This window comes from Rhizobium sp. 'Codium 1', assembly GCF_020889605.1.
GTDB classification, from domain to species: domain Bacteria; phylum Pseudomonadota; class Alphaproteobacteria; order Rhizobiales; family Rhizobiaceae; genus Allorhizobium; species Allorhizobium algae.
In genome coordinates this window covers 142,292-165,493 of the sequence record NZ_JAJGPW010000003.1, presented here as the reverse complement: position 1 = coordinate 165,493, position 23,202 = coordinate 142,292, and the positions used below count along the sequence as shown (strand labels likewise).

The 23,202-nt window shown below is 61.5% G+C and carries 23 protein-coding genes; 16 read left to right on the top strand and 7 right to left on the bottom strand.

Annotated features, from left to right (window positions below):
- Nucleotides 1-70 precede the first annotated feature (70 nt).
- Entirely contained in the window at nucleotides 71-1,318 is a 1,248-nt protein-coding gene (locus tag LJE98_RS10255; RefSeq protein WP_229575122.1) for an MFS transporter, read from the top strand.
- Here LJE98_RS10255 and LJE98_RS10250 read toward each other — a convergent pair.
- From LJE98_RS10250 to hemC, 6 genes are all read right to left on the bottom strand, one after another.
- Complete coding sequence (locus tag LJE98_RS10250) at nucleotides 1,303-2,037, bottom strand: glutamine amidotransferase (protein WP_229575121.1); 735 nt, start codon at nucleotides 2,035-2,037, stop codon at nucleotides 1,303-1,305. The two genes, LJE98_RS10255 and LJE98_RS10250, sit on opposite strands and share 16 nt — an antisense overlap.
- Entirely contained in the window at nucleotides 2,027-2,506 is a 480-nt protein-coding gene (locus tag LJE98_RS10245; protein WP_229575120.1) for a TerB family tellurite resistance protein, read from the bottom strand. The genes LJE98_RS10250 and LJE98_RS10245 overlap by 11 nt, the downstream gene beginning before the upstream one ends.
- A gap of 10 nt (nucleotides 2,507-2,516) precedes the next feature.
- Nucleotides 2,517-4,151, bottom strand: a complete 1,635-nt coding sequence (locus LJE98_RS10240) for a heme biosynthesis protein HemY (RefSeq protein WP_229575119.1) — start codon at nucleotides 4,149-4,151, stop codon at nucleotides 2,517-2,519.
- A 3-nt stretch (nucleotides 4,152-4,154) separates the two neighbouring features.
- The gene (locus LJE98_RS10235; protein ID WP_229575118.1) at nucleotides 4,155-5,414 is read right to left on the bottom strand and encodes a mitofilin family membrane protein; all 1,260 of its coding nucleotides are present in this window, start codon (nucleotides 5,412-5,414) and stop codon (nucleotides 4,155-4,157) included.
- Nucleotides 5,415-5,504: 90 nt separating this feature from the next.
- Complete coding sequence (locus LJE98_RS10230; protein WP_229575117.1) at nucleotides 5,505-6,218, bottom strand: uroporphyrinogen-III synthase; 714 nt, start codon at nucleotides 6,216-6,218, stop codon at nucleotides 5,505-5,507.
- Between the two features lie 3 nt (nucleotides 6,219-6,221).
- Complete coding sequence (gene hemC, locus LJE98_RS10225) at nucleotides 6,222-7,151, bottom strand: hydroxymethylbilane synthase (RefSeq protein ID WP_229575116.1); 930 nt, start codon at nucleotides 7,149-7,151, stop codon at nucleotides 6,222-6,224.
- A 73-nt stretch (nucleotides 7,152-7,224) separates the two neighbouring features.
- On the opposite strand from hemC, the gene tsaD reads away from it, so the two are divergent.
- The 5 genes from tsaD to LJE98_RS10200 are packed head-to-tail and all read left to right on the top strand — an operon-like array spanning nucleotide 7,225 to nucleotide 10,719.
- Nucleotides 7,225-8,319, top strand: a complete 1,095-nt coding sequence (gene tsaD / locus LJE98_RS10220; RefSeq protein ID WP_229575115.1) for a tRNA (adenosine(37)-N6)-threonylcarbamoyltransferase complex transferase subunit TsaD — start codon at nucleotides 7,225-7,227, stop codon at nucleotides 8,317-8,319.
- Nucleotides 8,316-9,305: an NAD(P)H-dependent glycerol-3-phosphate dehydrogenase gene (locus LJE98_RS10215; RefSeq protein ID WP_229575114.1), complete on the top strand. Its 990-nt coding sequence runs from the start codon at nucleotides 8,316-8,318 to the stop codon at nucleotides 9,303-9,305. The genes tsaD and LJE98_RS10215 overlap by 4 nt, the downstream gene beginning before the upstream one ends.
- Nucleotides 9,306-9,336: 31 nt before the next feature.
- A complete protein-coding gene (locus LJE98_RS10210; RefSeq protein WP_229575373.1) occupies nucleotides 9,337-9,630 on the top strand; it encodes a YciI-like protein in 294 nt (97 codons plus the stop codon).
- A gap of 5 nt (nucleotides 9,631-9,635) precedes the next feature.
- Nucleotides 9,636-10,067 carry an EVE domain-containing protein gene (locus LJE98_RS10205; RefSeq protein ID WP_229575113.1) on the top strand — a complete coding sequence of 144 codons (432 nt, stop codon included), beginning with the start codon at nucleotides 9,636-9,638 and terminating at the stop codon, nucleotides 10,065-10,067.
- A 7-nt stretch (nucleotides 10,068-10,074) separates the two neighbouring features.
- On the top strand, nucleotides 10,075-10,719 hold the full coding sequence (locus LJE98_RS10200; RefSeq protein ID WP_229575112.1) for a class I SAM-dependent methyltransferase: 645 nt from the start codon (nucleotides 10,075-10,077) through the stop codon (nucleotides 10,717-10,719).
- Here LJE98_RS10200 and LJE98_RS10195 read toward each other — a convergent pair.
- On the bottom strand, nucleotides 10,716-11,075 hold the full coding sequence (locus tag LJE98_RS10195) for a hypothetical protein (RefSeq protein WP_229575111.1): 360 nt from the start codon (nucleotides 11,073-11,075) through the stop codon (nucleotides 10,716-10,718). The two genes, LJE98_RS10200 and LJE98_RS10195, sit on opposite strands and share 4 nt — an antisense overlap.
- Before the next feature lie 287 nt (nucleotides 11,076-11,362).
- On the opposite strand from LJE98_RS10195, the gene sdhC reads away from it, so the two are divergent.
- The 10 genes from sdhC (at nucleotide 11,363) to LJE98_RS10145 (ending at nucleotide 23,160) form a co-directional block, all read left to right on the top strand.
- Complete coding sequence (gene sdhC, locus LJE98_RS10190) at nucleotides 11,363-11,758, top strand: succinate dehydrogenase, cytochrome b556 subunit (RefSeq protein WP_229575110.1); 396 nt, start codon at nucleotides 11,363-11,365, stop codon at nucleotides 11,756-11,758.
- Between the two features lie 11 nt (nucleotides 11,759-11,769).
- Complete coding sequence (gene sdhD, locus LJE98_RS10185; protein WP_229575109.1) at nucleotides 11,770-12,150, top strand: succinate dehydrogenase, hydrophobic membrane anchor protein; 381 nt, start codon at nucleotides 11,770-11,772, stop codon at nucleotides 12,148-12,150.
- 6 nt (nucleotides 12,151-12,156) lie between these two features.
- Nucleotides 12,157-14,001, top strand: coding sequence for a succinate dehydrogenase flavoprotein subunit (gene sdhA, locus LJE98_RS10180; RefSeq protein WP_229575108.1), 1,845 nt, complete (start codon nucleotides 12,157-12,159; stop codon nucleotides 13,999-14,001).
- A 17-nt stretch (nucleotides 14,002-14,018) separates the two neighbouring features.
- Entirely contained in the window at nucleotides 14,019-14,798 is a 780-nt protein-coding gene (locus tag LJE98_RS10175) for a succinate dehydrogenase iron-sulfur subunit (RefSeq protein WP_102020997.1), read from the top strand.
- A gap of 183 nt (nucleotides 14,799-14,981) precedes the next feature.
- Entirely contained in the window at nucleotides 14,982-15,503 is a 522-nt protein-coding gene (locus LJE98_RS10170; RefSeq protein WP_229575107.1) for a protease inhibitor Inh/omp19 family protein, read from the top strand.
- A 60-nt stretch (nucleotides 15,504-15,563) separates the two neighbouring features.
- Nucleotides 15,564-16,742, top strand: a complete 1,179-nt coding sequence (gene zapE / locus LJE98_RS10165) for a cell division protein ZapE (RefSeq protein WP_229575106.1) — start codon at nucleotides 15,564-15,566, stop codon at nucleotides 16,740-16,742.
- Between the two features lie 159 nt (nucleotides 16,743-16,901).
- Nucleotides 16,902-17,864 carry a malate dehydrogenase gene (gene mdh, locus LJE98_RS10160; protein WP_229575105.1) on the top strand — a complete coding sequence of 321 codons (963 nt, stop codon included), beginning with the start codon at nucleotides 16,902-16,904 and terminating at the stop codon, nucleotides 17,862-17,864.
- 31 nt (nucleotides 17,865-17,895) lie between these two features.
- A complete protein-coding gene (gene sucC / locus LJE98_RS10155; RefSeq protein WP_229575104.1) occupies nucleotides 17,896-19,089 on the top strand; it encodes an ADP-forming succinate--CoA ligase subunit beta in 1,194 nt (397 codons plus the stop codon).
- Nucleotides 19,090-19,106: 17 nt separating this feature from the next.
- Nucleotides 19,107-20,009: a succinate--CoA ligase subunit alpha gene (sucD, locus tag LJE98_RS10150; RefSeq protein WP_229575103.1), complete on the top strand. Its 903-nt coding sequence runs from the start codon at nucleotides 19,107-19,109 to the stop codon at nucleotides 20,007-20,009.
- 154 nt (nucleotides 20,010-20,163) lie between these two features.
- Nucleotides 20,164-23,160, top strand: a complete 2,997-nt coding sequence (locus tag LJE98_RS10145; RefSeq protein WP_229575102.1) for a 2-oxoglutarate dehydrogenase E1 component — start codon at nucleotides 20,164-20,166, stop codon at nucleotides 23,158-23,160.
- The last annotated feature ends 42 nt before the right edge of the window (nucleotides 23,161-23,202 follow it).

Below are 23,202 nucleotides of genomic sequence, written 5' to 3'. Positions count from 1 at the left end.
AAGTGGATGGGGCCCACGCAATCCGAATCATGTTTAACGGCGGGCCTGCCCGCAGCTTAAGGTCTTTTCGATGCACCCGTCCTCGGCCGACGATCGTTTTGCGGCGTTCCGGCATTCCTCCTACACACGTTTCTTCTTCGCCCGCTTCCTCGGCGCCTTCGCGACCCAGATCCTGAGTGTCTCGGTCGGCTGGCAGATGTATGACGATACGGGCAATGTCTTTTATCTCGGGCTGATCGGCCTCGTGCAATTTCTGCCCTCGCTCTTGCTGATCCTGGTGACCGGCTCGGTTGCAGACCGCTACAATCGTCGTGCCATTGTCTCGATCTGCATGATCGTCAGTTCCCTCTGTGCAGGGGCGCTCCTGGGGCTGACAGTTGCCGATGCCTTCGAGCCGACGATCGTCTTTGCCATTCTCGTGATCTTCGGGATAGAACGCGCCTTTGCCGCGCCTGCGGTCCAGTCCCTCGCGCCCAATCTGGTGCCACAGAAGGATCTGTCGAACGCCGTCGCCTGGAATTCGTCATCCTGGCAGACCGCCTCGATCGTCGGACCGGTGGCCGGCGGTCTGCTATATGGCGTCAGCCCCGTGCTCGCCTATTCCATCTCTTTTGCCTTCTTCGCGGCGTCCGCCGTGCTCGTCTTCCTGGTCAAGCGTCCCCCGCAGCGCAAGTCCGAAAAGGCGGTCAGTCTCGACACTCTGTTTGCCGGCTTCCGGTTTATCTTCGGCGAGAAGGTGGTGCTGGGAGCAATCTCGCTCGATCTCTTTGCCGTACTTCTCGGTGGTGCCGTGGCGCTGATGCCGGTCTTTGCGCGTGACATTCTCGATCTTGGCCCCTGGGGCCTCGGCCTGTTGCGGGCTGCTCCCGGATTCGGCGCAATCATTGTCGCGATTGCTCTGGCAAGCTTCCCGATCCGCCACAATGCCGGGATGTTCATGTTCATCGGCGTCGCTCTCTTCGGCGTCGGGACCATTCTTTTCGGATTTTCGCAAACCGCTTGGCTCTCCATCATCGCGTTGATGTTGATGGGGGCGGCCGACATGGCGTCCGTCTATGTGCGCGAGACACTGATCGCGCTGTGGACGCCGGATGAGGTGCGTGGCCGGGTCAACGCCGTCAACATGGTCTTTGTCGGCGCTTCCAACGAACTCGGCGAGTTCCGCGCCGGCACCATGGCGCATTTCATTGGGCCGGTCCCGGCGGTCGTCCTGGGTGGCTTCGGCACGCTGGCCGTTGCTGTCATCTGGGCGCTCGGCTTCCCGCAATTGCGCAAGATCGACAATCTCGAGGCGCCGGAACGTCAGGATGCGCGCTGACCGGGATTGAAGGTCAGGTCGAGAAAGTCCGAAAGCCAGGCCCGCAGCGGCGCGTCGAAAATCATGCGCCCCTCGAGATGCTCGCGCCCCTGCTGTGCATTCGGCAGCACGAAGCGATGGGCGCCATGCACGATCCATCTGTGCATCATGGCGCGGGTGAGTTCGGCGTGGAACTGCACGGCCCATGCATTCTCGCCATATCGGAACGCCTGGTTGGGATAGATGTCGCTGGTCGCCAGAAGCTTGGCGCCATGCGGCAGGCTGAAGCCTTCGCGGTGGAAGTGATAGACCATTTTTGGCCAGTGCATCAGCAATCGGCCGTGTTCGGTCGGCTTGAGTGGATACCAGCCGATCTCGGTGCGCTCTTGCCGGTCGGCTTCGACCTTGCCGCCCAAGTGACGGACGAGCATTTGCGCCCCGAGGCAAATGCCGAGAAACGGCTTGTTTTCCTTCAGCGGCACTTCGAGCCAGTCGATCTCCGTGCGAATAAAGTCTTCCGGGTCGTTCGCGCTCATCGGACCGCCAAAGACCACAGCGCCGGCATGGTCCTTCAGTGTCTTTGGCAATTGCTGGCCGAGTACCGGTCGTCGAATGTCGAGCGGATAACCCTTCTCTTCCAGCATTTGTCCGACGCGCCCAGGACTGGAGCGTTCCTGATGCAGGACGATCAGCACGGGTTGCTTGCGATCGCGGGCTCGCGATCGTTCGTCAGGAGGCATCGTCGATTGCTCCGATGCCTGCGCGATCAGCTGCCTCCTGCCGCTGAACGATCCGTTCGCGACCCGAGACGCCGAGCAGGTCGGCAACGCGCCAGATCGCATGGTCTTCCATTTCGCTGCGGGTGCCATCGGCATAGACGATGTCCCAGAGGAGCCCGACAAGCTGATGGCGCTGTTCCTCGTCCAGCTGCCGCTTCAATTCCGTGGTGAAACGGTAGTAGTCGACAGCCTGGTTCTCTGCGTCCTGGCCTGCAGCGATCAATGCGTCGAGCGCTTCACCGTCCAGTTCGTACTGGTCCTTGAGGATTTCGCGGAGTTTCGCCCGTTCCGAATCGCGCACGATGCCATCGGCCTCCATGACCTGGAGGCACAAGGCTGCAACGGCGATGCGGGGGTCGTCAGGCGCGAAGATCGCCTTGGGGCGGTCTTGCATTACGGATTGGAAAAAGGCTTGCAAGCGGTCGAGCATGCGGGTCCTGTCAGAAGAGTTTCAGGCGCGTCTTGGGTTCCGACGATGTGAGTGCCGGGTCCTTGACGCCGGGATCGTCGGGCGGACGGCCGAAGAAGGGCTCGACAACGACGGCCTCCGTGACCGGCCCGCCGTCCTTTGCTGATACGGGCTTAGCTGCTTCCGATTTGGCCGCCTTCGCCGGAGCATCGGCCTCGATGACGAGGCCTTCGGTTTCGACGACCTTGGGCTCTGCGGTCTCGACTACCGGTTCCGGCTGCGGTGGCGTTTCGGTCCTGGTTACCGGGGGCAGTGAAGTCAGCGCTTTTTCCGCTTCGGAAACGCTGCCCTCCTCGATCGGCCCGGCCAGTTGGTCGAACGGTGTCTTCCATTCGAAGGCATCGAGACGCCCCGTGACCGGGGATATCGGCATCCAGCGCTCCGAGACATGGCCATCGGCCACCCAGGCGGGATCGCGCGGTGCCTTTAGCGCCTGACCCATCCAGTGGCGGATCCGGCCCTGATCACCTGTCTCTGCCTCTTCTATGTCTGCAAGCAGCAGATAGACGCGTTCGCGCGAATCGATGCGGGCTGCGGCCTCGGCCTTGAGGCGAGCCTTCTCGAACTCCTGTGCGTCGAGCGCCGCTTCTGCCACGGCAAGCAGGGATTCGTAATTATTGGGCTTCAGCGCCTCCAGTTTTTCAGCCTTTTTCAGGCGGTCGACTGCGCTGTCGCCCATGCGCGCCCGGACATAGGCGCGGGCGATTTCCGGATGTGGCTCGATCTTCCAGACCTGTTCGAGTGTGCTGGATGCCTTGCGCACATTGTCCTCGCGAACATAGGCCTTGGCGGCGACGATCGCTGCCGGCACCAGATCCTTGGCAAGCTTCAATGCCTTCAAGGCGCTATCGCGGGCGGCGGTCGGTTCAGCCTCGAGCTGGTCCTCGGCCTTGGCGGTCAGAAGTACGGCCTTCAGGCGTTCTGCCTCGTGACGCTCCAGGATATGGGCAATCTTCTGCTGGTCGAGCAGGCGAACCGCATCGTCCCAGTGCCCGGCGCGGCAGCGATATTCCAGCGTTGCCTTGGCGGCCCAGGGAAGATAGGGCGCAGCTTCTGCGGCGGTCTCCGCATATTGACGCGCGGCTTCGTGGGCGCCGAGACGATTTGCCTCCACATAGAGGCCGCGCAGGCCGAGTTCGCGGGTTTCAGGATCCTCGGACATTTCCTGGAAGAGGCGGCGGGCCTCGTCGTAGCGACCTTCGATCAGGGCTGCCTGGGCGTCCAGGACACGGATCAACGGTTCCTGGTCCGCGCGGATCAGGCCACGCGCACGGGCGCTCATTCGGCGCGCAAGGAGGGCATTGCCGGCACCAGCTGCGATGAGTCCCGTCGAAAGCGCCTGATAGCCGCGGTCTCGCTTGCGCGAGCGGAAGAAGCGGCGCACCGAATGCGGTGAGGTCCAGAGCGTCCGAAGCAGCCACCACGACAGCATGACGGCGGCGACAATCGCCACCAGAGCGGTAACGGCGACGATCAGGTCCGTCTGATACCGCTGACCTTCCCATTCGAGCCAGATGTCACCCGGACGATCGGCGATCCAGGAGAAGCCAAAACCGAGTGCGAGTATGAAAGCAAAAAAGAAGAGAATTTTGAAGATGGTCGTCATGCGTCAGCCCCCATTTCCGGCCACTGTCTGGGAAAGGGCAGCCGAAACGCGCTCTTCGGCCTCGATCCTGTTCTTCAGTTTCGTCGCGAAATCGGAGGAGGCCTGCTTGCCGGCGCCGGGCAGCAGTTCCCATTCGAGTGCTGCGCCCTTGAGGTCGCCGTTTTGAAGCTTGTTCTCGACGCGCGCGACGATTGCTTCAGGCGAGTCACCCTCGACATTGCCGACAGGGCGCACCTTGACCAGAGAGCGGGCACTGGCCATCAGTCGGTCCGTCCACCCTTCGCCCGCAGCCGGCTGGTTGATGGCAGCGAGGATGTCCTCTGCGACCTGGCCGAACTCCCGGGTGAGATCAGAGCGTGAAGGAACCCCGGTGCTGGCCAGTGGCGTCAGCGAGGCAACGGAGGGGTCCTCAGGCGAAACACTCTTCAGGGCATCCAGCTCCGACAGGAAAGGACCGCCGCGATCAATGGCCGTCTTCAGGCCGGCCAGCGCGATGGCGCGCGCCATTTCGATATCGCTGCGTGGTTCTTCCAGCTTGCGTTCAGCCTCGGAGAGGCGGGTGGCGCTCTCGTCCATTGCCTGCTTGTTGCTGGCGATTTCGCTTCGCAGGGATTCGATCGCCTGCTCGGCGGCCACGAGTTGCGTCTTCAGGGCTTCGACAGCGCCCGGATCGGCTGCAGGCGCCGTACTGGCATCCGCAATGCTTGCTTCCAGTTCGGAGAGGCGTTCTGCCAGAGCAGGATCCGCTGCCGGTGTGGCCGGCTGTGCCGCAAGGCGGGCGACCTCAGCCTTCAAAGCCTCGATTTCTGCCGGTTCGACGGTGGCTGTCTGGATGTTCTGGTCCGGTCCTACACCCGGCAAGATGCCGGCATACTGCATGCTGCCGGCCAGCGCGAGGGCGACAAGGCCGCCGAAAATTCCGGATGCAACCAGGGTCGAGGTGGCCGGGGACTGACGCACGGGACCGTGGCCAGCGGTCGTTTCCGTCTCCATTGCATTTTCGAGAATCGGTGGCGGCTCATCGGCAGGCGCCGACGCGTCCGGCGCATCTTCCGGCGGCGCCGACGGTTCCGCGGGGGTGTCGACTGGAGGTTCGTTGGCCACGTTGGCGCTTGCCACCGATCCGTCTGTCGCCGAGGTTTCCGGCAGCGGCGTTTCTGTTGCCCCGACGTCCTCCGGCTTTGCGGTTTCCTTGGCGGTCAAGTCGATCGTCACCGATTCATCGGGGGCTTTCGATCGACGGGGTGTTTTTCCGGAAACCATGGCAACCTCTTCATTTCGCGCGTACGGTTAAACCTAGTCAGTCCTGGTGGCGAAGGAAAGGCCTGAGGTCTCATTTCACGCGGCACTGCATCAGAGCAGAAGAATGAGCAGGTCCTCGCGAGGTTGCATCGGCCATTGGCTCGTGCGCCGAAATTCTTCGGGAAGAGCATTGGCAATCTTCTCGCTGAGGCAGAGAAAACGTGTTCGCGGCCATTCCAGCGACGACCGCATCCTGTCATGGAGTTCGCCCAGGCGCCGCGCCGTTTCCGATGAATAAACGAGGATCGCTTCCGGCATGGGTGTGAGCCTCTGCGCGATCTCGCTCTCCTGGTAGGCGACTGGAGACATGCGGTAGCATTCCCGTATTTCGACCGTGCACCCCGCGTCCGCCAGAGCCGCTTCGAAGTCTGAAGACCGTGGCGTGCCGGTCAGGTAAAGGATCTTCGCTTTCGGATCGCGTGTCGCGATCAGTCGTTTCGCCAGGGACAGGCCATCGCCATCGGCGACGGAGACAGTCTCGAAACCTGCTTCGTGCGCGGCCCGCGCGGTGGCGTGGCCGACAGCGAAAACCGGGAGGGAGAGAAAATGCCGGCTGGCTTCTTTCGAGCAAGCTACCAGCGCGCGCATCGCCTCAGCGCTGGTCACGGCCAATACGGTTGTTCCGGGCAGGGGGGCGCTCGCGAAGGCTTCAAGCTGGTGGGTGGCCTGCATCAAGGGCAAAAAGACAGGTACGTGACCTAGGCATTCGAGCGCAGCGGCGGTTTTGGCCGCTGCCGGCTCCGGGCGCGTCACCAGAACGCGCATGCGTCAGTTCCAGCTGTCGAAGAAGTCGCTGCCGGCCTTGTTGCGGACCGTGGCGCCGGCCTTGGCGCCGAGCATTGCGGCGTCCGCCCGGCTTCCCTCGATCTCCACATCGTGCCAGCAGCTGCCGTCGGGCGTGAGGATCATGCCGGCAAAACGGATTGCGTCACCATGCACCGTCGCATGGCCTGCAATCGGAGTCCGGCAGGAGCCGTCGAGGGCGCCCAGGAAGGCGCGTTCGCAGCTGACCGCATCGAAGGTGTCCCGGTGATTGATCGCCTCAAGCAGGTCATTCACCCTGGCATCACCGATGCGGCTCTCGATGCAGATCGCACCCTGGGCTGGTGCCGGCGGGAAATCGCTGGGATCGAGCAATTCAGTCGGAATCTCGGGCTTGCCCAACCGCTTCAGGCCGGCGAAGGCGAGCAGGGTCGCATCCACTTCGCCGTCGGCGAGCTTGCGCAGGCGGGTGTCGACGAGGCCCCGGAACGTGATGACGTTGATGTCAGGGCGGATGCGACGGATGAGGGCCTGTCGACGCAGCGAAGAAGAACCGACGGTCGCGCCTTGCGGAAGCTCCTTCAGCGTTGGCGCGGTGCGTCCGACGACCGCGTCGCGAACATCCTCGCGCGGCAGAAAGGCGGAGAGGAAGAGCCCCTCCGGCAGCCTGGTCGGCATATCCTTGGAGGAGTGCACCGCGAAATCGAGGTCACCTGCGAGCAGTTGCTCTTCGAGTTCCTCGGTGAACAGTCCCTTGCCGCCGATCTCAGACAAGGCTCGGTCGGTGATCCGGTCGCCCTTGGTTGACAGCACCACAATCTCGAACATGTCTTCCGGCAGGTCGTGCGCCACCATGAGGCGGGCGCGTGTCTCAGAAGCCTGGGCGAGGGCGAGCGGGCTACCCCGCGTGCCGATGCGGAAAGGTTTTGTTTGCATCCGAACTTGTCCGTTGTTACCGACAGATTTCGTAGACCGGTTTATCGGCGACCGCAATCAATGAACAGGTTCCATGACATCCAAACTGCGCATTCTCGGCATCGAAACGAGCTGTGACGAGACGGCCGCGGCCGTTGTCACCCGGCTGCCCGACGGATCGGCCGTGACCGAGGCGGATGTCGTGTTGAGCCAGCTCGACGAACACAGCGCCTATGGCGGTGTCGTGCCCGAAATCGCGGCCCGCGCGCATGTCGATGCGCTTGACACGCTGATCGAGGAGGCCCTGACGCGGGCCGGCATCACGCTCGCCGAGGTGGATGCGATCGCCGCGACCTCGGGTCCCGGGCTGATCGGCGGGCTGCTGGTCGGACTGATGACGGGCAAGGCGATTGCCCGCGCCACGGGCAAGCCGCTTTATGCCGTCAACCACCTGGAAGGCCACGCGCTCACAGCGCGGCTCACCGACGGCGTCCCCTTTCCCTATCTGATGCTGCTGGTCTCCGGCGGGCACACGCAGTTGGTCCTGATCAAGGGTGTCGGCGACTATGAGCGCTGGGGCACGACGATCGACGATGCGCTGGGCGAAGCCTTCGACAAGACGGCGAAACTGCTTGGCCTGCCCTATCCCGGCGGTCCCGCCGTCGAGCGGGCGGCGGCCGGGGGCAACCCTAAACGTTTCGCCTTTCCCCGGCCGCTGGTCGGCGAGGCGCGCCTCGACTTTTCGTTTTCCGGCCTGAAGACCGCCGTGCGCCAGGCAGCAGAAGGTATTGCGCCGGTGACCGAACAGGATATCGCCGATATCTGCGCCTCCTTCCAGCATGCCATTTCGCGCACGCTCAAGGATCGCATCGGTCGTGGCCTGAAGCGCTTCAAGGAGACGTATCCCGGTGTCGTCGAGCCTGCGCTGGTCGTCGCCGGTGGTGTCGCTGCCAATCAAGAAGTGCGCCAGACGCTGGATGCGCTTTGTGCCGAGTATCGCTTCCGCTTCGTCGCGCCGCCGCATCATCTGTGCACCGACAATGCCGTCATGATCGCCTGGGCCGGACTTGAGCGCATGGCGCTCGGCATGCCGGCAGATGATATCGCCGTCGCACCCCGGTCGCGCTGGCCCCTCGACCAGGATGCCAAGGCCTTGCTCGCCTATGGCAAGCGGGGAGCCAAGGCATGAGCGGGATGCCACGTATCTCTGTCATCGGCGCGGGTGCCTTCGGCACGGCGCTCGCCGCCGTGATCGCCCAGACGGGCAAGGCACAGGCGTTGCTGATCGGTCGCGATCCCTCGGTCATGGCTGATTTGCAGTCAGACCGTGTGCACGAGAGTGCGCTACCGGGCATTCAGCTTCCCCCATCCCTGGGGTTTTCGGCGCGGGCGGAAGATCTGAACGAGTCAGACATCGTGCTTTTCGCCATGCCGTCACAGTCGCAAATCGCGGCCGCCCAAACCTATGGGCCGCATCTGAAAGCCGGCGTGCCTGTCGTGATTTGCGCCAAGGGTATCGAGAAACAGACCTCGCGCCTTCTGACAGACGTTCTCGAGACTGCATTGCCGGGCCATCCGATTGCGATGCTCTCCGGCCCTGGCTTCGCGGCCGACATCGCCAAGGGTTTGCCGACGGCCATGGCAATTGCTGCGCAGGAACTGATGCTTGCCGAACATCTTGCCAAGGTGATCTCCGGCCAGACCTTCCGCCTCTACGCCTCCGACGACCGGATCGGTGTGCAACTCGGGGGCGCGTTGAAAAACGTGCTCGCGATTGCCTGCGGTATCGTGGAGGGCATGGGGCTCGGCGATTCGGCGCGGGCAGCCCTCATCGCGCGGGGCCTTGCCGAAATGTCGCGGCTCGTCGATGCCATGGGCGGTCGCGGGGATACGGTGCGCGGCCTGTCAGGCCTCGGCGATCTCGTGCTGACGGCCACCAGCCACCAGTCGCGCAATCTGCGATTCGGAATCGCACTCGGGCGCGGTGAACCAATTGCTGCCCAGCATGGCTCGCTCGTCGAGGGCGCTTTTGCTGCTGCGGTCTCTGCCCGCCTCGCGGAAGGTCACCAGATCGAGATGCCGATCACGCAGGCCGTTGCCGCGATCATCGACGGCAGGCTGGACATCCCGACCGCGATCACCCAACTGATGTCGCGGCCAATCACCACAGAATGAGCCCGCTCGAGAGACCCCAAGGAGAACCATGATGCTGTTTGCCGTCATCTGCGCCGACAAGCCTGAACACCTGAATCTTCGGATGGAAACGCGTCCGCCGCATGTCGAGTGGCTGAACGGGCTCAATGCCGCAGGCCAGTTGAAGATCGCCGGCCCCTTCCTCGATTCCGACGGCAAGCCCTGTGGTTCGATGCTGCTTATCGCAGCCGACGACATCGAGGCGGCAAGAGCACTTGCAGCGCAGGATCCCTATGCAAAGGCGGGGCTGTTCGAGAGCGTCGAGATCAAGCCCTATAACTGGGCCTTCAACAATCCCGAGGCTTAAAGACAATGGCATTCTGGCTCTACAAGTCCGAACCCTTCAAGTGGTCCTGGGAGATGCAGAAGGCCAAGGGTGCGGCCGGCGAAGAATGGACGGGCGTTCGCAACTACCTGGCGCGCAACAACATGCGGGCGATGAAGATCGGCGACAAGGGATTCTTCTATCACTCCAACGAGGGTCTGGAAGTCGTCGGCATCGTCGAGGTGTGTGCGCTCTCGCATCCGGATTCGACCGCCGAGGGGGATGCCCGCTGGGACTGCGTCGATATCAGGGCCGTCTGCGACATGCCGAAGCCCGTCAGCCTCAAGGACGTCAAGGCGAACGAGAAGCTTTCTAAGATGGCGCTCGTCACTTCCATGCGGCTTTCGGTCCAGCCGGTGACGGAAGACGAATATTTCGAGGTCTGCCGTATGGGTGGTCTCGACAATCCGCCCGTCTGATCCATCCGTGAACACCGATCCCGATCGTTTCATCCGTGAAAACACCAGCGTGCTTTCGCCGCCGCATGTGCCGGAGATCCGCCTCCACCTCGCGAGCGAGGTGCATGATCTCTGGCTGAAGACCGAGGAAGATCTCGAGGCGATCGGCTTGCCGCCACCGTTCTGGGCCTTTGCCTGGGCGGGTGGTCAGGGGCTCGCGCGCTATGTGCTCGATCATCCGGAAACGGTTCGGGGCAAGCGGGTGCTGGATTTTGCCAGTGGGTCGGGCATGGTCGCGATCGCCGCTGCGATGGCTGGCGCGGCGGATGTCGTCGCCGCCGACATCGATCCCTGGGCCAAAACTGCCGTGCGACTGAATGCTGCCCTGAATGGCGTGGCGGTTGATTTCACCAACGATGATCTCATTGGACGCTCGGTCGATGTCGATGTGGTCCTGGCGGGTGATGTTTTCTACGAGAGCGATTTCGCCCGATCGCTGGTCGCGTGGTTCTCTGCTGTCGCAAAGGACGGATGCGTCGTTCTCGTGGGCGATCCGGGGCGAAGCTATCGGCCTACCGAGCAGCTGGAAGAACTGGCAACCTATCAGGTGCCGGTTACGCGGGTGCTGGAGGACAGCGAAGTGAAGAAGACGACCGTGTGGAAATTTCTCTAGTTCTTCGGCCGGATAACGCAGACGCCAGCTTCGAACGAGCAGGCTTCTTCATGGTTTTCCGCTGAAATTTCAATGATTTTGGCCTTCGGTGCGCGGTAGGTCACGACTTTTGGTGTTGCGTCGCGATCAATGGCAATGAAGACACCGTTGCCCTTGATCCGCAGACCGGAGATGCTGCCGGCAAAAGTGCCGATGCCGGGGATGACGGATGGGAGGCCGTTGCTGCCGATGATCGCTTGTCCGCGTCCGTGATGATGGGACTGGTTGCGGCTGTGGCGTTCACCCGCTTCGGCTATGCCAGCGACGGATCCGAGCAAGACGGTCAGAGCCATCACGGCGAGACGATGCTTGAGCATGAGGGGGCCTCCTGAACGCGGTTAACAAATCGTTAACGCAGCATGCCGCATCAGGTTGCTAAAGTCATCCACTTCCACGCTTTTTTCGTAGTGAGAATATCGTTCGCCGTGGCACTAAAGTTCTATTCACGCGAATCGATTAAATTGAAATCGTCAGGCGAATGTGCTTGTCGTCCGGGAGTTCGAGGATTAAACGTCCCCCTGATGCAATGCACCACAAACGTTGTGACACATTGCAAACAGTATGTCCGTATGATCGGACCGCATCGAGACGCCGCGAGGTTTAGATGGCGAATGTGACTAAAAACCGGCCCCTGTCGCCGCACCTGCAAATCTACAAGCCCATTCCCACGATGATCATGTCGATCTTGCACCGTATCACCGGTGCGGCGCTCTATTTCGGCACGATCCTGGTTGCGTGGTGGTTGGTGGCAGCCTCGACGGGCGCCGACTACTTCGAGTGGGTCAACTGGTTCATGGGGACCATCATCGGTCGCCTCATCCTGTTCGGCTATACCTGGGCGCTTGTCCACCACATGCTCGGCGGTCTCCGCCACCTGATGTGGGATGTCGGCTACGGCTTCGACAAGCATTTCTCGACGAAGCTCGCCAAAGCCAACATCATCGCATCCGTCGTCCTGACGATCCTCGTCTGGGTCGTTGCCTATATCATTCGCACCTGAGGCACCCATCCATGGATATGCGCACTCCGCTCGGCAAGGTCCGCGGTCTCGGCTCGGCCAAGGAAGGCACCGAGCACTTCTGGCGCCAGCGCGTCACGGCCGTCGCCAATATTCCGCTGATCCTTTTCTTTGTCGGCTTCCTCGTCATGTACAACGGCGCGCCTTATGCCGAGGTGGTTGGCGCATTGTCGCACCCGCTCGTTGCCGTCGTCATGGCTCTGGTCGTGCTTTCGGCCCTGATCCATATGAAGCTGGGTATGCAGGTGATCATCGAGGACTATGTCCATGCACATGTCACCAAGCTGCTGCTTCTGATGCTGAACACGTTCTTCGCGATCCTGATCGGTGGCCTCTGTCTTTTCGCCATCTTGAAGATCGCATTCGTAGGATAAATCAACATGGCAACCATTCATAACTTCGCCCAGACAGGCAAGGCATACACCTATGTTGACCATTCCTACGACGTCGTGGTCGTCGGTGCCGGTGGCGCCGGTCTGCGTGCGACGCTCGGCATGGCCGAACAGGGTTTCAAGACGGCCTGCATCACCAAGGTTTTCCCGACCCGTAGCCACACGGTCGCAGCCCAGGGCGGTATCGCCGCCTCGCTGAACAACATGACGCCCGATTGCTGGCAGTGGCATCTCTACGACACCGTCAAGGGTTCCGACTGGCTCGGCGACGTCGACGCCATGCAGTATCTCGCCATGGAAGCGCCGAAGGCGGTCTATGAGCTTGAGCATTACGGCGTGCCGTTCTCGCGTAACGAGGAAGGCAAGATCTATCAGCGTCCGTTTGGCGGTCACATGCAGAACTACGGCGAAGGCCCGCCGGTGCAGCGCACCTGTGCTGCCGCCGACCGTACCGGCCACGCCATCCTGCACACGCTTTACGGCCAGTCGCTGCGCAACAATGCCGAGTTCTTCATCGAGTATTTCGCACTCGACCTGATCATGTCTGACGATGGCAGCCGCTGCACCGGCGTTGTCGCCTGGAACCTCGATGACGGCACGATCCATCGCTTCTCGGCCAAGATGGTCGTTCTGGCGACCGGCGGTTATGGCCGCGCCTACTTCTCCGCGACATCGGCGCATACCTGCACCGGCGACGGTGGCGGCATGATCGCCCGCGCGGGCCTGCCTTTGCAGGATATGGAATTCGTCCAGTTTCACCCGACGGGTATCTATGGTGCCGGCTGTCTGATCACCGAAGGTGCACGCGGCGAAGGTGGCTATCTGGTCAATTCCGAAGGCGAGCGCTTCATGGAGCGCTATGCGCCGTCGGCCAAGGACCTCGCCTCGCGTGACGTCGTCTCGCGCTGCATGACGATGGAAATCCGTGAAGGCCGCGGCGTCGGCAAGAACAAGGACCATATCTTCCTGCATCTCGACCACCTCGATCCGGCGGTTCTTCATGAACGCCTGCCGGGCATTTCGGAATCGGCGAAGATCTTCGCCGGCGTCGATGTGACCCGCGAACCGATCCCGGTTCTGCCGACCGTTCACTACAACATGGGCGGCATTCCGACGAACTATTGGGGCGAAGTGCTCAATGCCGATTCGAACAATCCGGAACGGGTGATCCCGGGCCTGATGGCTGTTGGTGAAGCCGGCTGCGCATCCGTGCATGGCGCCAACCGTCTGGGCTCGAACTCGCTGATCGACCTCGTTGTCTTCGGTCGTGCGGCCGCGATCCGGGCTGCCGAAGTCATCGATCGCACGTCGCCGATCCCGGCGCTCAACACCGCCGCCTGCGACAAGATCATGGACCGCTTCGACGCGACGCGCCATGCGTCCGGTCAAACGCCGACCGCCGTGCTGCGCGACAAGATGCAGCGCGCCATGCAGGACGACGCAGCGGTGTTCCGCACCCAGGAATCGCTCGAAAGCGGCTGCAAGCGCCTTTCGGCAATCTGGAAGGAACTGCCTGACGTCAAGGTCACCGATCGTTCGATGATCTGGAATTCGGATCTGGTCGAGACGCTGGAACTGCACAACCTCATGGCCAACGCCATCACCACGGTTTATGGCGCGGAAGCGCGCAAGGAAAGCCGCGGCAGTCACGCCCGCGAGGACTATGTCGACGGTCCTTTCGCCGGCCGCGACGACGTCAACTGGCGCAAGCATACGCTGGCCTGGGTCAGCGAAGCTGGCGACGTGAAGCTCGACTACCGTCCTGTCCACACGGAACTCATCGCCGAAGGCATCGATCCCTACAAGATCGCGCCCAAGGCACGCGTTTATTGATTTGAGAGGTATAGGACATGGTTGAACTTGCTCTTCCCAAGAACTCTCAGGTCACCGAAGGCAAGGTCTGGCCGAAGCCGGCCGGTGCCAAGAATGTTCGGGAATACAGGGTCTATCGCTGGAGCCCGGATGACGGCGCGAACCCGCGCATCGATACCTACTACATCGATGTCGACGATTGTGGCCCGATGGTTCTCGATGGTCTCTTGTACATCAAGAACAATATCGACCCGACGCTGACGCTGCGCCGGTCCTGCCGTGAAGGCATTTGCGGGTCCTGCGCGATGAACATCGACGGGACCAACACCCTGGCCTGCACCAAGGGCATGGACGAAGTGAACGGGACGGTGAAGGTCTATCCGCTGCCGCATCTGCCGGTCGTCAAGGATCTGGTGCCGGATCTGACGAACTTCTACGCCCAGCACCGTTCGATCGAGCCCTGGCTCAAGACCGTTTCCCCGGCGCCTGCCAAGGAGTGGAAGCAGAGCCATGAAGACCGCCAGAAGCTCGACGGTCTCTACGAGTGCATCCTGTGCGCCTGCTGCTCGACCTCCTGTCCCAGCTACTGGTGGAACGGCGACCGTTACCTCGGTCCGGCCGTCCTGCTGCAGGCCTATCGCTGGCTGATCGATTCCAGAGACGAAGCCACCGGCGAGCGCCTCGACAATCTCGAGGATCCGTTCCGTCTCTATCGATGCCATACGATCATGAACTGCGCGCAAGCCTGCCCGAAGGGCCTCAATCCGGCCAAGGCCATCGCTGAAATCAAGAAGATGATGGTCGAGCGCCGCGCCTGAGCGAAATTGTCAAAACTTCGAGAGGCCGCCCGGGAACCGTTTCGGGCGGCCTTAATTTATCCGTATAGTGCCGGCTATGGATCCGGGGCGATATGGAACTTGATTAACCATGTCGGCGTACCATAATTGTAGTGCAGTTGTACGGCAGGTTGCGGCACAGGTCGCGAGAGCGGGAGTATAATGATGAAATTCAGCCATGCAGTTACCGGAACAGCCATCCTTCTGGCGCTCGCGGGTTGCCAGCGGACCTCCTACAGCAGCATGAATGCCGCCAACAGTGCGCTTCCCCCGCTACAGGCGCAGCCTGTGCCTTCGGTCCAGTCGGGCCAGTTGCCGCCTCCAGGTGCGGGATCCCAGTTTCCGGCGGCGCCTGCAACGAACACGGCCGCCCTCAATCCCGCTGCTGGTGCGCCTGCGACCGCGCTCGACGTCACCAAGGAATCGATGGTCGGAAACTGGCGCGTCCAGAGCGCCGGATCCAGCTGCGATATGTTCCTGACCCTTACCAACCTCGGCAGTGGCTCGCGTGGTGGCACCCGTGGTTGTGCGGGCGAATTGACGGCGATGGGGTCCTGGGAAGTGTCGGGCAAGCAGGTCGTGCTCAAGGATCGCAACGGCAATACCATTGGCAGCGTCTACAAGACGGCCGATGCCCGCTTCGACGGCAGCACCGCTTCCGGTCAGCCGGTCAGCCTGAGCCGCTGATCCTTCCCTTATCCCTGCGGTGGCCTTTGCCGGGCCACCCACCCGGCGGGACATCATTCCATGCAGCCAGTTCCTGACTACGGCCTGAGCGTCGCCGAGCAGTTGCGCGCGATGACGGAGGCGGGGACACTTCAACCCGACCGGTACCAGTTCGAAGTTGCTGAAAAGCTCGACCGTATCCTGACGGAGTTCAAGGCGCGCAAGCCGGCCGCCAAAAAAAGCGCGCTGGGCTGGATGTTCGCTCAGAGGCGAAAGCAGGAGATCCCGATCAAGGGGCTCTATGTTCATGGCAGTGTCGGTCGCGGCAAGACCATGCTGATGGATCTGTTCTTCAAGCTCGCCCCGATCGAGAAGAAGCGCCGCGCCCACTTTCATGAGTTCATGGCCGATGTGCATGCCCGTATTCATGCGCACCGACAAAAGCTGAAGGCGGGCGAGACGAAGCAGGCGGATCCTGTGCCTCCGGTGGCTGCCGCCTTGCGTGAAGAGGCGCAGCTTCTGTGTTTCGACGAATTCACAGTCACCGATATCGCCGACGCGATGATCCTCGCGCGGCTCTTCACCGAACTGTTCGCCCGCGGATGTACACTGGTCGCGACCTCGAACGTCGCGCCGGATGATCTTTACCGTGACGGGCTCAATCGCGGCCTCTTCCTGCCCTTCGTCGAACTGCTCAAGAAGAATGTGAGCGTATCGACGCTCGACTCTCCGACGGATTACCGCATGGAGAAGATGGAAAGCCTGCCTGTCTATGTGGCGCCACTCGACGATGCGCCGAAGATGATGGACATTGCCTGGACACGTGTGACCGGGGGCGAGGCTGAAATGCCCGTCTCGATATCAATAAAGGGCCGCAGCGTCGAAGTTCCGCATGCGGTCGGCCGATCTGCTCGCTTCAGCTTCGGCGATCTTTGCGAGAAGCCATTGGGTGCGTCGGACTACCTCGCCATTGCCAAACGCTTCGATGTGGTCTTCGTCGAGAACATTCCGCATCTCGGGCCGGACAAGCGCAACGAGACGAAACGCTTCATCATCCTGATCGACACCCTCTACGATGCCAGCGTGCGTTTGTTTGCGTCTGCCGTCGCCATGCCGGAGGCGCTGCTGACGGAGAAGAAGGGAACCGAAGGCTTCGAGTTCGACCGTACCATTTCGCGTCTTTTCGAAATGCGAAGCACGGATTATCTCGCGCTGCACCAGTCAAAACGCAGCAAACATGACGAAGCGGTGACGAACTAATTGACGTTTACGTAAGAGTTTTATCTTCTAACCGATTGAAATTGATATACCAAAAATTATCGTTTGCGGTTTAGACCCTTTGCAGCTATGCGGTTTGTCCACAAGGGCAGGCTAACACTCGCCCTCGGCCTTGGTCGCGGATCCAAAAGGAAGTCTACAATGGCGCGCAAGAAGATCGCTCTTATCGGTTCTGGAATGATTGGTGGAACGCTGGCGCATCTCGCCAGTCTGAAGGAGCTGGGCGATATCGTCCTGTTCGACATTGCCGACGGCATCCCGCAGGGCAAGGGGCTCGACATTGCCCAGTCCGGCCCGGTCGAAGGCTTCAATGCCAAGCTGTCTGGTGCCAGCGATTACGCCGCCATTGAAGGCGCTGACGTCTGCATCGTCACTGCCGGTGTTGCCCGCAAGCCCGGCATGAGCCGCGACGACCTGCTGGGTATCAACCTCAAGGTCATGGAACAGGTCGGCGCCGGCATCAAGAAATATGCTCCGAACGCCTTCGTCATCTGCATCACCAACCCGCTCGACGCGATGGTCTGGGCGCTGCAGAAGTTCTCCGGCCTCCCGGCCAACAAGGTCGTCGGCATGGCCGGCGTGCTCGACTCGGGCCGCTTCCGTCATTTCCTCTCGGAAGAGTTCAACGTCTCCGTCCAGGACGTCACCGCCTTCGTTCTCGGCGGTCATGGCGATACCATGGTGCCGCTCGCCCGCTACTCGACCGTTGGCGGCATTCCGCTCACCGACCTCGTCAAGATGGGCTGGGTCACCAAGGAACGCCTGGAAGAGATCATCCAGCGCACCCGTGACGGCGGCGCCGAAATCGTCGGCCTCCTGAAGACCGGCTCGGCCTATTACGCTCCGGCCGCCTCGGCGATCGAAATGGCTGAGTCCTACCTCAAGGACAAGAAGCGCGTCCTGCCTTGCGCCGCCTATCTCACCGGCCAGTACGGCGTGAAGGACATGTATGTCGGCGTTCCCGTCGTCATCGGCGAAGGCGGTGTCGAGCGCATCATCGAGATCGACCTGAACAAGGCTGAAGAAGAAGCCTTCCAGAAATCGGTCGGCGCTGTCGCCAGCCTCTGCGAAGCGTGCATCAATATCGCCCCGGCACTCAAGTAATTGCCATTTCGCCCAAAACAGGGACACGACAATGAACATTCATGAATACCAGGCCAAGGCTCTTCTGAAGGGCTTTGGTGCGCCGGTCGCCGAAGGTGTGGCGATCTTCTCCGCAGAAGAAGCCGAAGCTGCCGCCAAGCAGCTTCCGGGCCCGCTCTACGTGGTCAAGAGCCAGATCCATGCCGGCGGTCGCGGCAAGGGCAAGTTCAAGGAACTTGGCCCCGATGCCAAGGGCGGCGTACGCCTCGCCTTCTCGATCGACGAAGCCAAGGCTCACGCCAAGGAAATGTTCGGCAACACGCTGGTGACGGCCCAGACCGGCGACGCCGGCAAGCAGGTCAACCGCCTCTACATCGAAGACGGCGCCGACATCGCCCGCGAACTCTACTGCTCGCTGCTCGTCGACCGCTCGGTCGGCCAGGTTGCCTTCGTCGTTTCGACGGAAGGCGGCATGGACATCGAAGCCGTTGCCCATGACACGCCTGAGAAGATCCACACGATCGCCATCGATCCGGAAGCCGGTGTGACTGCTGCGGATGTGGCTGCCATCACCAAGGCTCTCGAGCTTTCGGGGGCTGCCGCCGAAGACGCAAAGTCGCTCTTCCCGATCCTCTACAAGGCCTTCGTCGAAAAGGACATGGCGCTGCTCGAGGTCAACCCGCTGATCGTCATGAAGAATGACCATCTGCGCGTTCTCGACGCCAAGATGTCCTTCGATGGCAATGCGCTGTTCCGCCATGACGACGTCCGGGCGTTGCGTGACGAGACCGAAGAAGATGCCAAGGAAATCGAAGCCTCCAAGTGGGACCTCGCTTACGTGGCGCTCGACGGCAATATCGGCTGCATGGTCAATGGTGCCGGTCTCGCCATGGCGACAATGGACATCATCAAGCTTTACGGCAAGGAGCCGGCAAACTTCTGTGACGTCGGCGGTGGCGCCGGCAAGGAGAAGGTCGCTGCAGCCTTCAAGATCATCACGGCCGACCCGAAGGTCGAGGGCATTCTCGTCAACATCTTCGGCGGCATCATGAAGTGCGACGTCATCGCGGAAGGCGTTGTCGCCGCCGTGCAGGAAGTGGGCCTCAAGGTTCCGCTCGTCGTGCGCCTTGAAGGCACCAATGTCGAACTTGGCAAGAAAATCCTGAACGAATCCGGCCTTGCGATCACCGCAGCCGACGATCTGGACGACGCTGCCAAGAAGATCGTCGCGGCGATCAACGGCTAATCTGAGGGACCTATCTGATGTCTATTCTTGTAAACAAGAACACCAAGGTCCTCGTTCAGGGCCTGACCGGCAAGACCGGTACCTTCCATACCGAACAGGCGCTTGCCTATTATGGCACGCAGATGGTCGGCGGTATCCATCCGAAGAAGGGTGGCGAAACCTGGACCGGCTCGAAGGGCGAAAGCCTGCCGATCTTCGCCTCCGTCGCCGAAGCCAAGGAAAAGACCGGTGCCGACGCATCCGTGATCTACGTTCCGCCGGCAGGGGCAGCCGACGCCATCATCGAGGCCATCGATGCCGAGATCCCGTTCATCACCTGCATCACCGAGGGTATCCCGGTCATGGACATGGTGCGGGTCAAGGCTCGTCTCGACAAGTCCAAGTCGCGCCTGCTCGGGCCGAACTGCCCGGGCATCATGACGCCGGAAGAGTGCAAGATCGGCATCATGCCGGGTTCGATCTTCCGCAAGGGCTCTGTCGGTATTGTTTCCCGCTCCGGCACGCTGACCTATGAAGCCGTGTTCCAGACGTCGAACGAAGGCCTCGGCCAGACAACGGCTGTCGGTATCGGCGGCGACCCGGTCAAGGGCACCGAGTTCATCGACGTGCTTGAGATGTTCCTGGCCGATCCGGCCACGACTTCGATCATCATGATCGGCGAAATCGGCGGCTCGGCTGAAGAAGATGCGGCGCAGTTCCTCATCGACGAAGCCAAGAAGGGCCGCAAGAAGCCGATGGCAGGCTTCATCGCCGGCCGTACGGCTCCAAAGGGTCGCACCATGGGCCATGCCGGCGCTGTCGTTTCCGGCGGCAAGGGCGATGCGGAATCCAAGATCGAAGCCATGGAAGCGGCCGGCATCAAGGTTTCGCCTTCGCCGGCACGCCTCGGCAAGACGCTGGTCGAAGTCCTCAAGGGCTGAGACGTACAATCAGGCCAGGCGAAGGTTGGTCCGCCAATCCTTCGCCTGGATTTCGCATATGATGGACGATTCGCATCTGCGATCACGAGCGGCAGGCCGGGCATCCGGCCATCAATTCTAGTCGGGAGGCGAGCCGAGAGGTTCGCGAAGCACCATGGGTAGGCAAGAAGCCAACGAGCAGTTTCTGATCACGTCGTTCCTCGACGGGCAGAACGCGGCCTATATCGAACAGCTTTACGCACGATATGAGGAAGATCCCGCATCGGTATCCGACGAATGGCGGGCCTTCTTCAAGGCGCTCGCCGACAATCCGACCGACGTGCAGAAGGCCGCCAAGGGCGCCTCGTGGCAGCGCAAGAACTGGCCGATTGCTGAAGGCGGCGATCTCGTCAACGCGCTCGACGGCAATTGGGGCGTGGTCGAAAAAGTCATCGAAAAGAAGGTTCAGGCCAAGGTCGAGGCGACCGCTGCTTCGGCGGGCAAGGCCGTGTCAGAAGCCGAAGTCCTGCAGGCGACGCGCGATTCGGTTCGCGCCATCATGATGATCCGTGCATACCGCATGCGCGGTCACCTGCACGCCAATCTCGATCCGCTCGGGATTGCAGCACCTGTCGACGACTACAACGAGTTGTCGCCCGTTGCCTACGGCTTCACCGAAGCCGATTACGGCCGCAAGATCTTCATCGACAACGTGCTGGGTCTCGAATACGCGACGATCCCGCAGATGCTCGACATCCTGCAGCGAACCTATTGCTCGACGCTCGGCGTCGAATTCATGCATATCTCCAATCCGGAAGAAAAGGCCTGGATTCAGGAGCGCATCGAGGGACCCGGCAAGGGCGTCGAGTTCACGCCGAACGGCAAGAAGGCCATTCTGCAGAAGCTGATCGAGGCCGAGGGCTTCGAACAGTTCATCGACGTCAAGTACAAGGGCACCAAGCGCTTCGGACTCGACGGTGGTGAATCTCTCATCCCGGCGCTGGAGCAGATCATCAAGCGGGGTGGCCAGGAAGGCCTTGAGCAGGTTGTTCTCGGCATGGCCCATCGCGGCCGTCTGAACGTCCTGACCAATGTCATGGCAAAGCCGCACCGTGCCGTTTTCCACGAATTCAAGGGCGGTTCGTTCAAGCCCGACGAAGTCGAAGGCTCCGGTGACGTGAAGTACCACCTCGGCGCTTCCTCGGACCGCGAGTTCGACGGCAACAAGGTTCACCTGTCGCTAACCGCCAACCCGTCGCATCTCGAAATCGTCAACCCTGTCGTCATGGGCAAGGCCCGTGCGAAGCAGGACCAGATCGCCAAGACCTGGGAAGGTGACATCATTCCGCTCAAGGAGCGTGCCAAGGTGCTGCCGTTGCTGCTCCATGGTGATGCTGCTTTTGCCGGCCAGGGCGTCGTGGCCGAAATCCTGGGTCTGTCCGGTCTGCGCGGTCACCGCGTCGCCGGCACGATGCATGTCATCATCAATAACCAGATCGGCTTTACCACCAATCCGGCCTTCTCGCGTTCGTCACCCTATCCGTCCGACGTTGCGAAGATGATCGAAGCGCCGATCTTCCACGTCAATGGTGACGATCCGGAAGCCGTCGTTTATGCGGCGAAGGTCGCGACCGAATACCGGATGAAGTTCCACAAGCCGGTCGTGGTGGATATGTTCTGCTATCGCCGCTTCGGTCACAACGAAGGCGACGAGCCGAGCTTCACCCAGCCGAAGATGTACAAGGAAATCCGTGCCCACAAGACGGTCGTCAACATCTATGGCGAGCGGCTGATTGCGGAAGGCCTGATCTCGGAAGGCGAATTCGAAAAGATGAAGGCCGACTGGCGTGCGCATCTCGAACAGGAGTTCGAGGCCGGTCAAAGCTACAAGCCGAACAAGGCCGACTGGCTTGACGGCGTCTGGTCGGGTCTGAGGACTGCCGACAATGCCGACGAGCAGCGTCGCGGCAAGACGGCCGTGCCGATGAAGCAATTGAAGGAGATCGGTCGCAAGCTGTCGACCATCCCCGAAGGCTTCAAGGCGCACCGGACGATCCAGCGCTTCATGGACAACCGGGCGCAGATGATCGAGAGCGGCGAAGGTATCGACTGGGCCATGGGCGAAGCACTCGCCTTCGGTTCGCTCTGCCTCGACGGCCACAAGATCCGCCTGTCCGGTCAGGATTGCGAACGCGGGACGTTCAGTCAGCGCCATTCGGTTCTCTATGATCAGGAAACCGAAGAGCGCTACATCCCGCTCGCGCATCTGGCCCCGAACCAGGCACGCTACGAGGTCATCAATTCGATGCTCTCAGAGGAGGCCGTACTCGGTTTCGAATACGGCTATTCGCTGGCCCGTCCCAATGCGTTGACGCTCTGGGAAGCCCAGTTCGGTGACTTCGCAAACGGTGCCCAGGTCGTGTTCGACCAGTTCATCTCGTCGGGCGAACGCAAGTGGCTGCGCATGTCCGGTCTCGTCTGTCTCCTGCCGCATGGTTACGAGGGACAGGGTCCTGAGCATTCGTCGGCCCGCCTCGAGCGGTGGTTGCAGATGTGCGCCGAAGACAACATGCAGGTCGCCTATTGCACGACGCCGTCCAACTACTTCCACATTCTGCGCCGGCAGATGAAGCGCGACTTCCGCAAGCCGCTCATCATGATGACGCCGAAGTCCCTGCTGCGTCACAAGCGGGCGACCTCGAGCCTTGCCGAAATGGCCGGCGAAAGCTCGTTCCACCGCCTGCTGTGGGATGACGCGGAGGTGATCAAGGACGGTCCGATCAAGCTGCAGAAGGATGCTAAGATCCGCCGCGTCGTGATGTGTTCGGGCAAGGTCTATTACGACCTCCTGGAAGAGCGCGAAAAGCGCGGCATCGACGACGTCTATCTGCTGCGCATCGAACAGCTCTATCCGTTCCCGGCAAAGGCGCTCATCAACGAGTTGTCCCGTTTCCGTAATGCGGAGATGGTATGGTGCCAGGAAGAGCCGAAGAACATGGGTGCGTGGTCGTTTATCGATCCGTATCTGGAATGGGTGCTTGCCCATATCGACGCCAAGTACCAGCGGGTGCGCTACACCGGCCGCCCGGCTGCCGCCTCGCCGGCAACCGGCCTGATGTCGAAGCACCTCGCCCAGCTCGAAGCCTTCCTCGAGGACGCACTGGGCGGTTGATCCGCCCAGTCTTCTCCTCGCAGACCGAAACCTTCTCTGACC

Excerpts from the sequence above, each read along its gene's own strand:
- LJE98_RS10255 (WP_229575122.1), top strand. The coding sequence starts at position 71 with ATGCACCCGTCCTCGGCCGACGATCGTTTTGCGGCGTTCCGGCATTCC.
- LJE98_RS10250 (WP_229575121.1), bottom strand. The coding sequence starts at position 2,037 with ATGCCTCCTGACGAACGATCGCGAGCCCGCGATCGCAAGCAACCCGTG.
- LJE98_RS10245 (WP_229575120.1), bottom strand. The coding sequence starts at position 2,506 with ATGCTCGACCGCTTGCAAGCCTTTTTCCAATCCGTAATGCAAGACCGC.
- LJE98_RS10240 (WP_229575119.1), bottom strand. The coding sequence starts at position 4,151 with ATGACGACCATCTTCAAAATTCTCTTCTTTTTTGCTTTCATACTCGCA.
- LJE98_RS10235 (WP_229575118.1), bottom strand. The coding sequence starts at position 5,414 with ATGGTTTCCGGAAAAACACCCCGTCGATCGAAAGCCCCCGATGAATCG.
- LJE98_RS10230 (WP_229575117.1), bottom strand. The coding sequence starts at position 6,218 with ATGCGCGTTCTGGTGACGCGCCCGGAGCCGGCAGCGGCCAAAACCGCC.
- hemC (WP_229575116.1), bottom strand. The coding sequence starts at position 7,151 with ATGCAAACAAAACCTTTCCGCATCGGCACGCGGGGTAGCCCGCTCGCC.
- tsaD (WP_229575115.1), top strand. The coding sequence starts at position 7,225 with ATGACATCCAAACTGCGCATTCTCGGCATCGAAACGAGCTGTGACGAG.
- LJE98_RS10215 (WP_229575114.1), top strand. The coding sequence starts at position 8,316 with ATGAGCGGGATGCCACGTATCTCTGTCATCGGCGCGGGTGCCTTCGGC.
- LJE98_RS10210 (WP_229575373.1), top strand. The coding sequence starts at position 9,337 with ATGCTGTTTGCCGTCATCTGCGCCGACAAGCCTGAACACCTGAATCTT.
- LJE98_RS10205 (WP_229575113.1), top strand. The coding sequence starts at position 9,636 with ATGGCATTCTGGCTCTACAAGTCCGAACCCTTCAAGTGGTCCTGGGAG.
- LJE98_RS10195 (WP_229575111.1), bottom strand. The coding sequence starts at position 11,075 with ATGCTCAAGCATCGTCTCGCCGTGATGGCTCTGACCGTCTTGCTCGGA.
- sdhC (WP_229575110.1), top strand. The coding sequence starts at position 11,363 with ATGGCGAATGTGACTAAAAACCGGCCCCTGTCGCCGCACCTGCAAATC.
- sdhD (WP_229575109.1), top strand. The coding sequence starts at position 11,770 with ATGGATATGCGCACTCCGCTCGGCAAGGTCCGCGGTCTCGGCTCGGCC.
- sdhA (WP_229575108.1), top strand. The coding sequence starts at position 12,157 with ATGGCAACCATTCATAACTTCGCCCAGACAGGCAAGGCATACACCTAT.
- LJE98_RS10175 (WP_102020997.1), top strand. The coding sequence starts at position 14,019 with ATGGTTGAACTTGCTCTTCCCAAGAACTCTCAGGTCACCGAAGGCAAG.
- LJE98_RS10170 (WP_229575107.1), top strand. The coding sequence starts at position 14,982 with ATGAAATTCAGCCATGCAGTTACCGGAACAGCCATCCTTCTGGCGCTC.
- zapE (WP_229575106.1), top strand. The coding sequence starts at position 15,564 with ATGCAGCCAGTTCCTGACTACGGCCTGAGCGTCGCCGAGCAGTTGCGC.
- mdh (WP_229575105.1), top strand. The coding sequence starts at position 16,902 with ATGGCGCGCAAGAAGATCGCTCTTATCGGTTCTGGAATGATTGGTGGA.
- sucC (WP_229575104.1), top strand. The coding sequence starts at position 17,896 with ATGAACATTCATGAATACCAGGCCAAGGCTCTTCTGAAGGGCTTTGGT.
- sucD (WP_229575103.1), top strand. The coding sequence starts at position 19,107 with ATGTCTATTCTTGTAAACAAGAACACCAAGGTCCTCGTTCAGGGCCTG.
- LJE98_RS10145 (WP_229575102.1), top strand. The coding sequence starts at position 20,164 with ATGGGTAGGCAAGAAGCCAACGAGCAGTTTCTGATCACGTCGTTCCTC.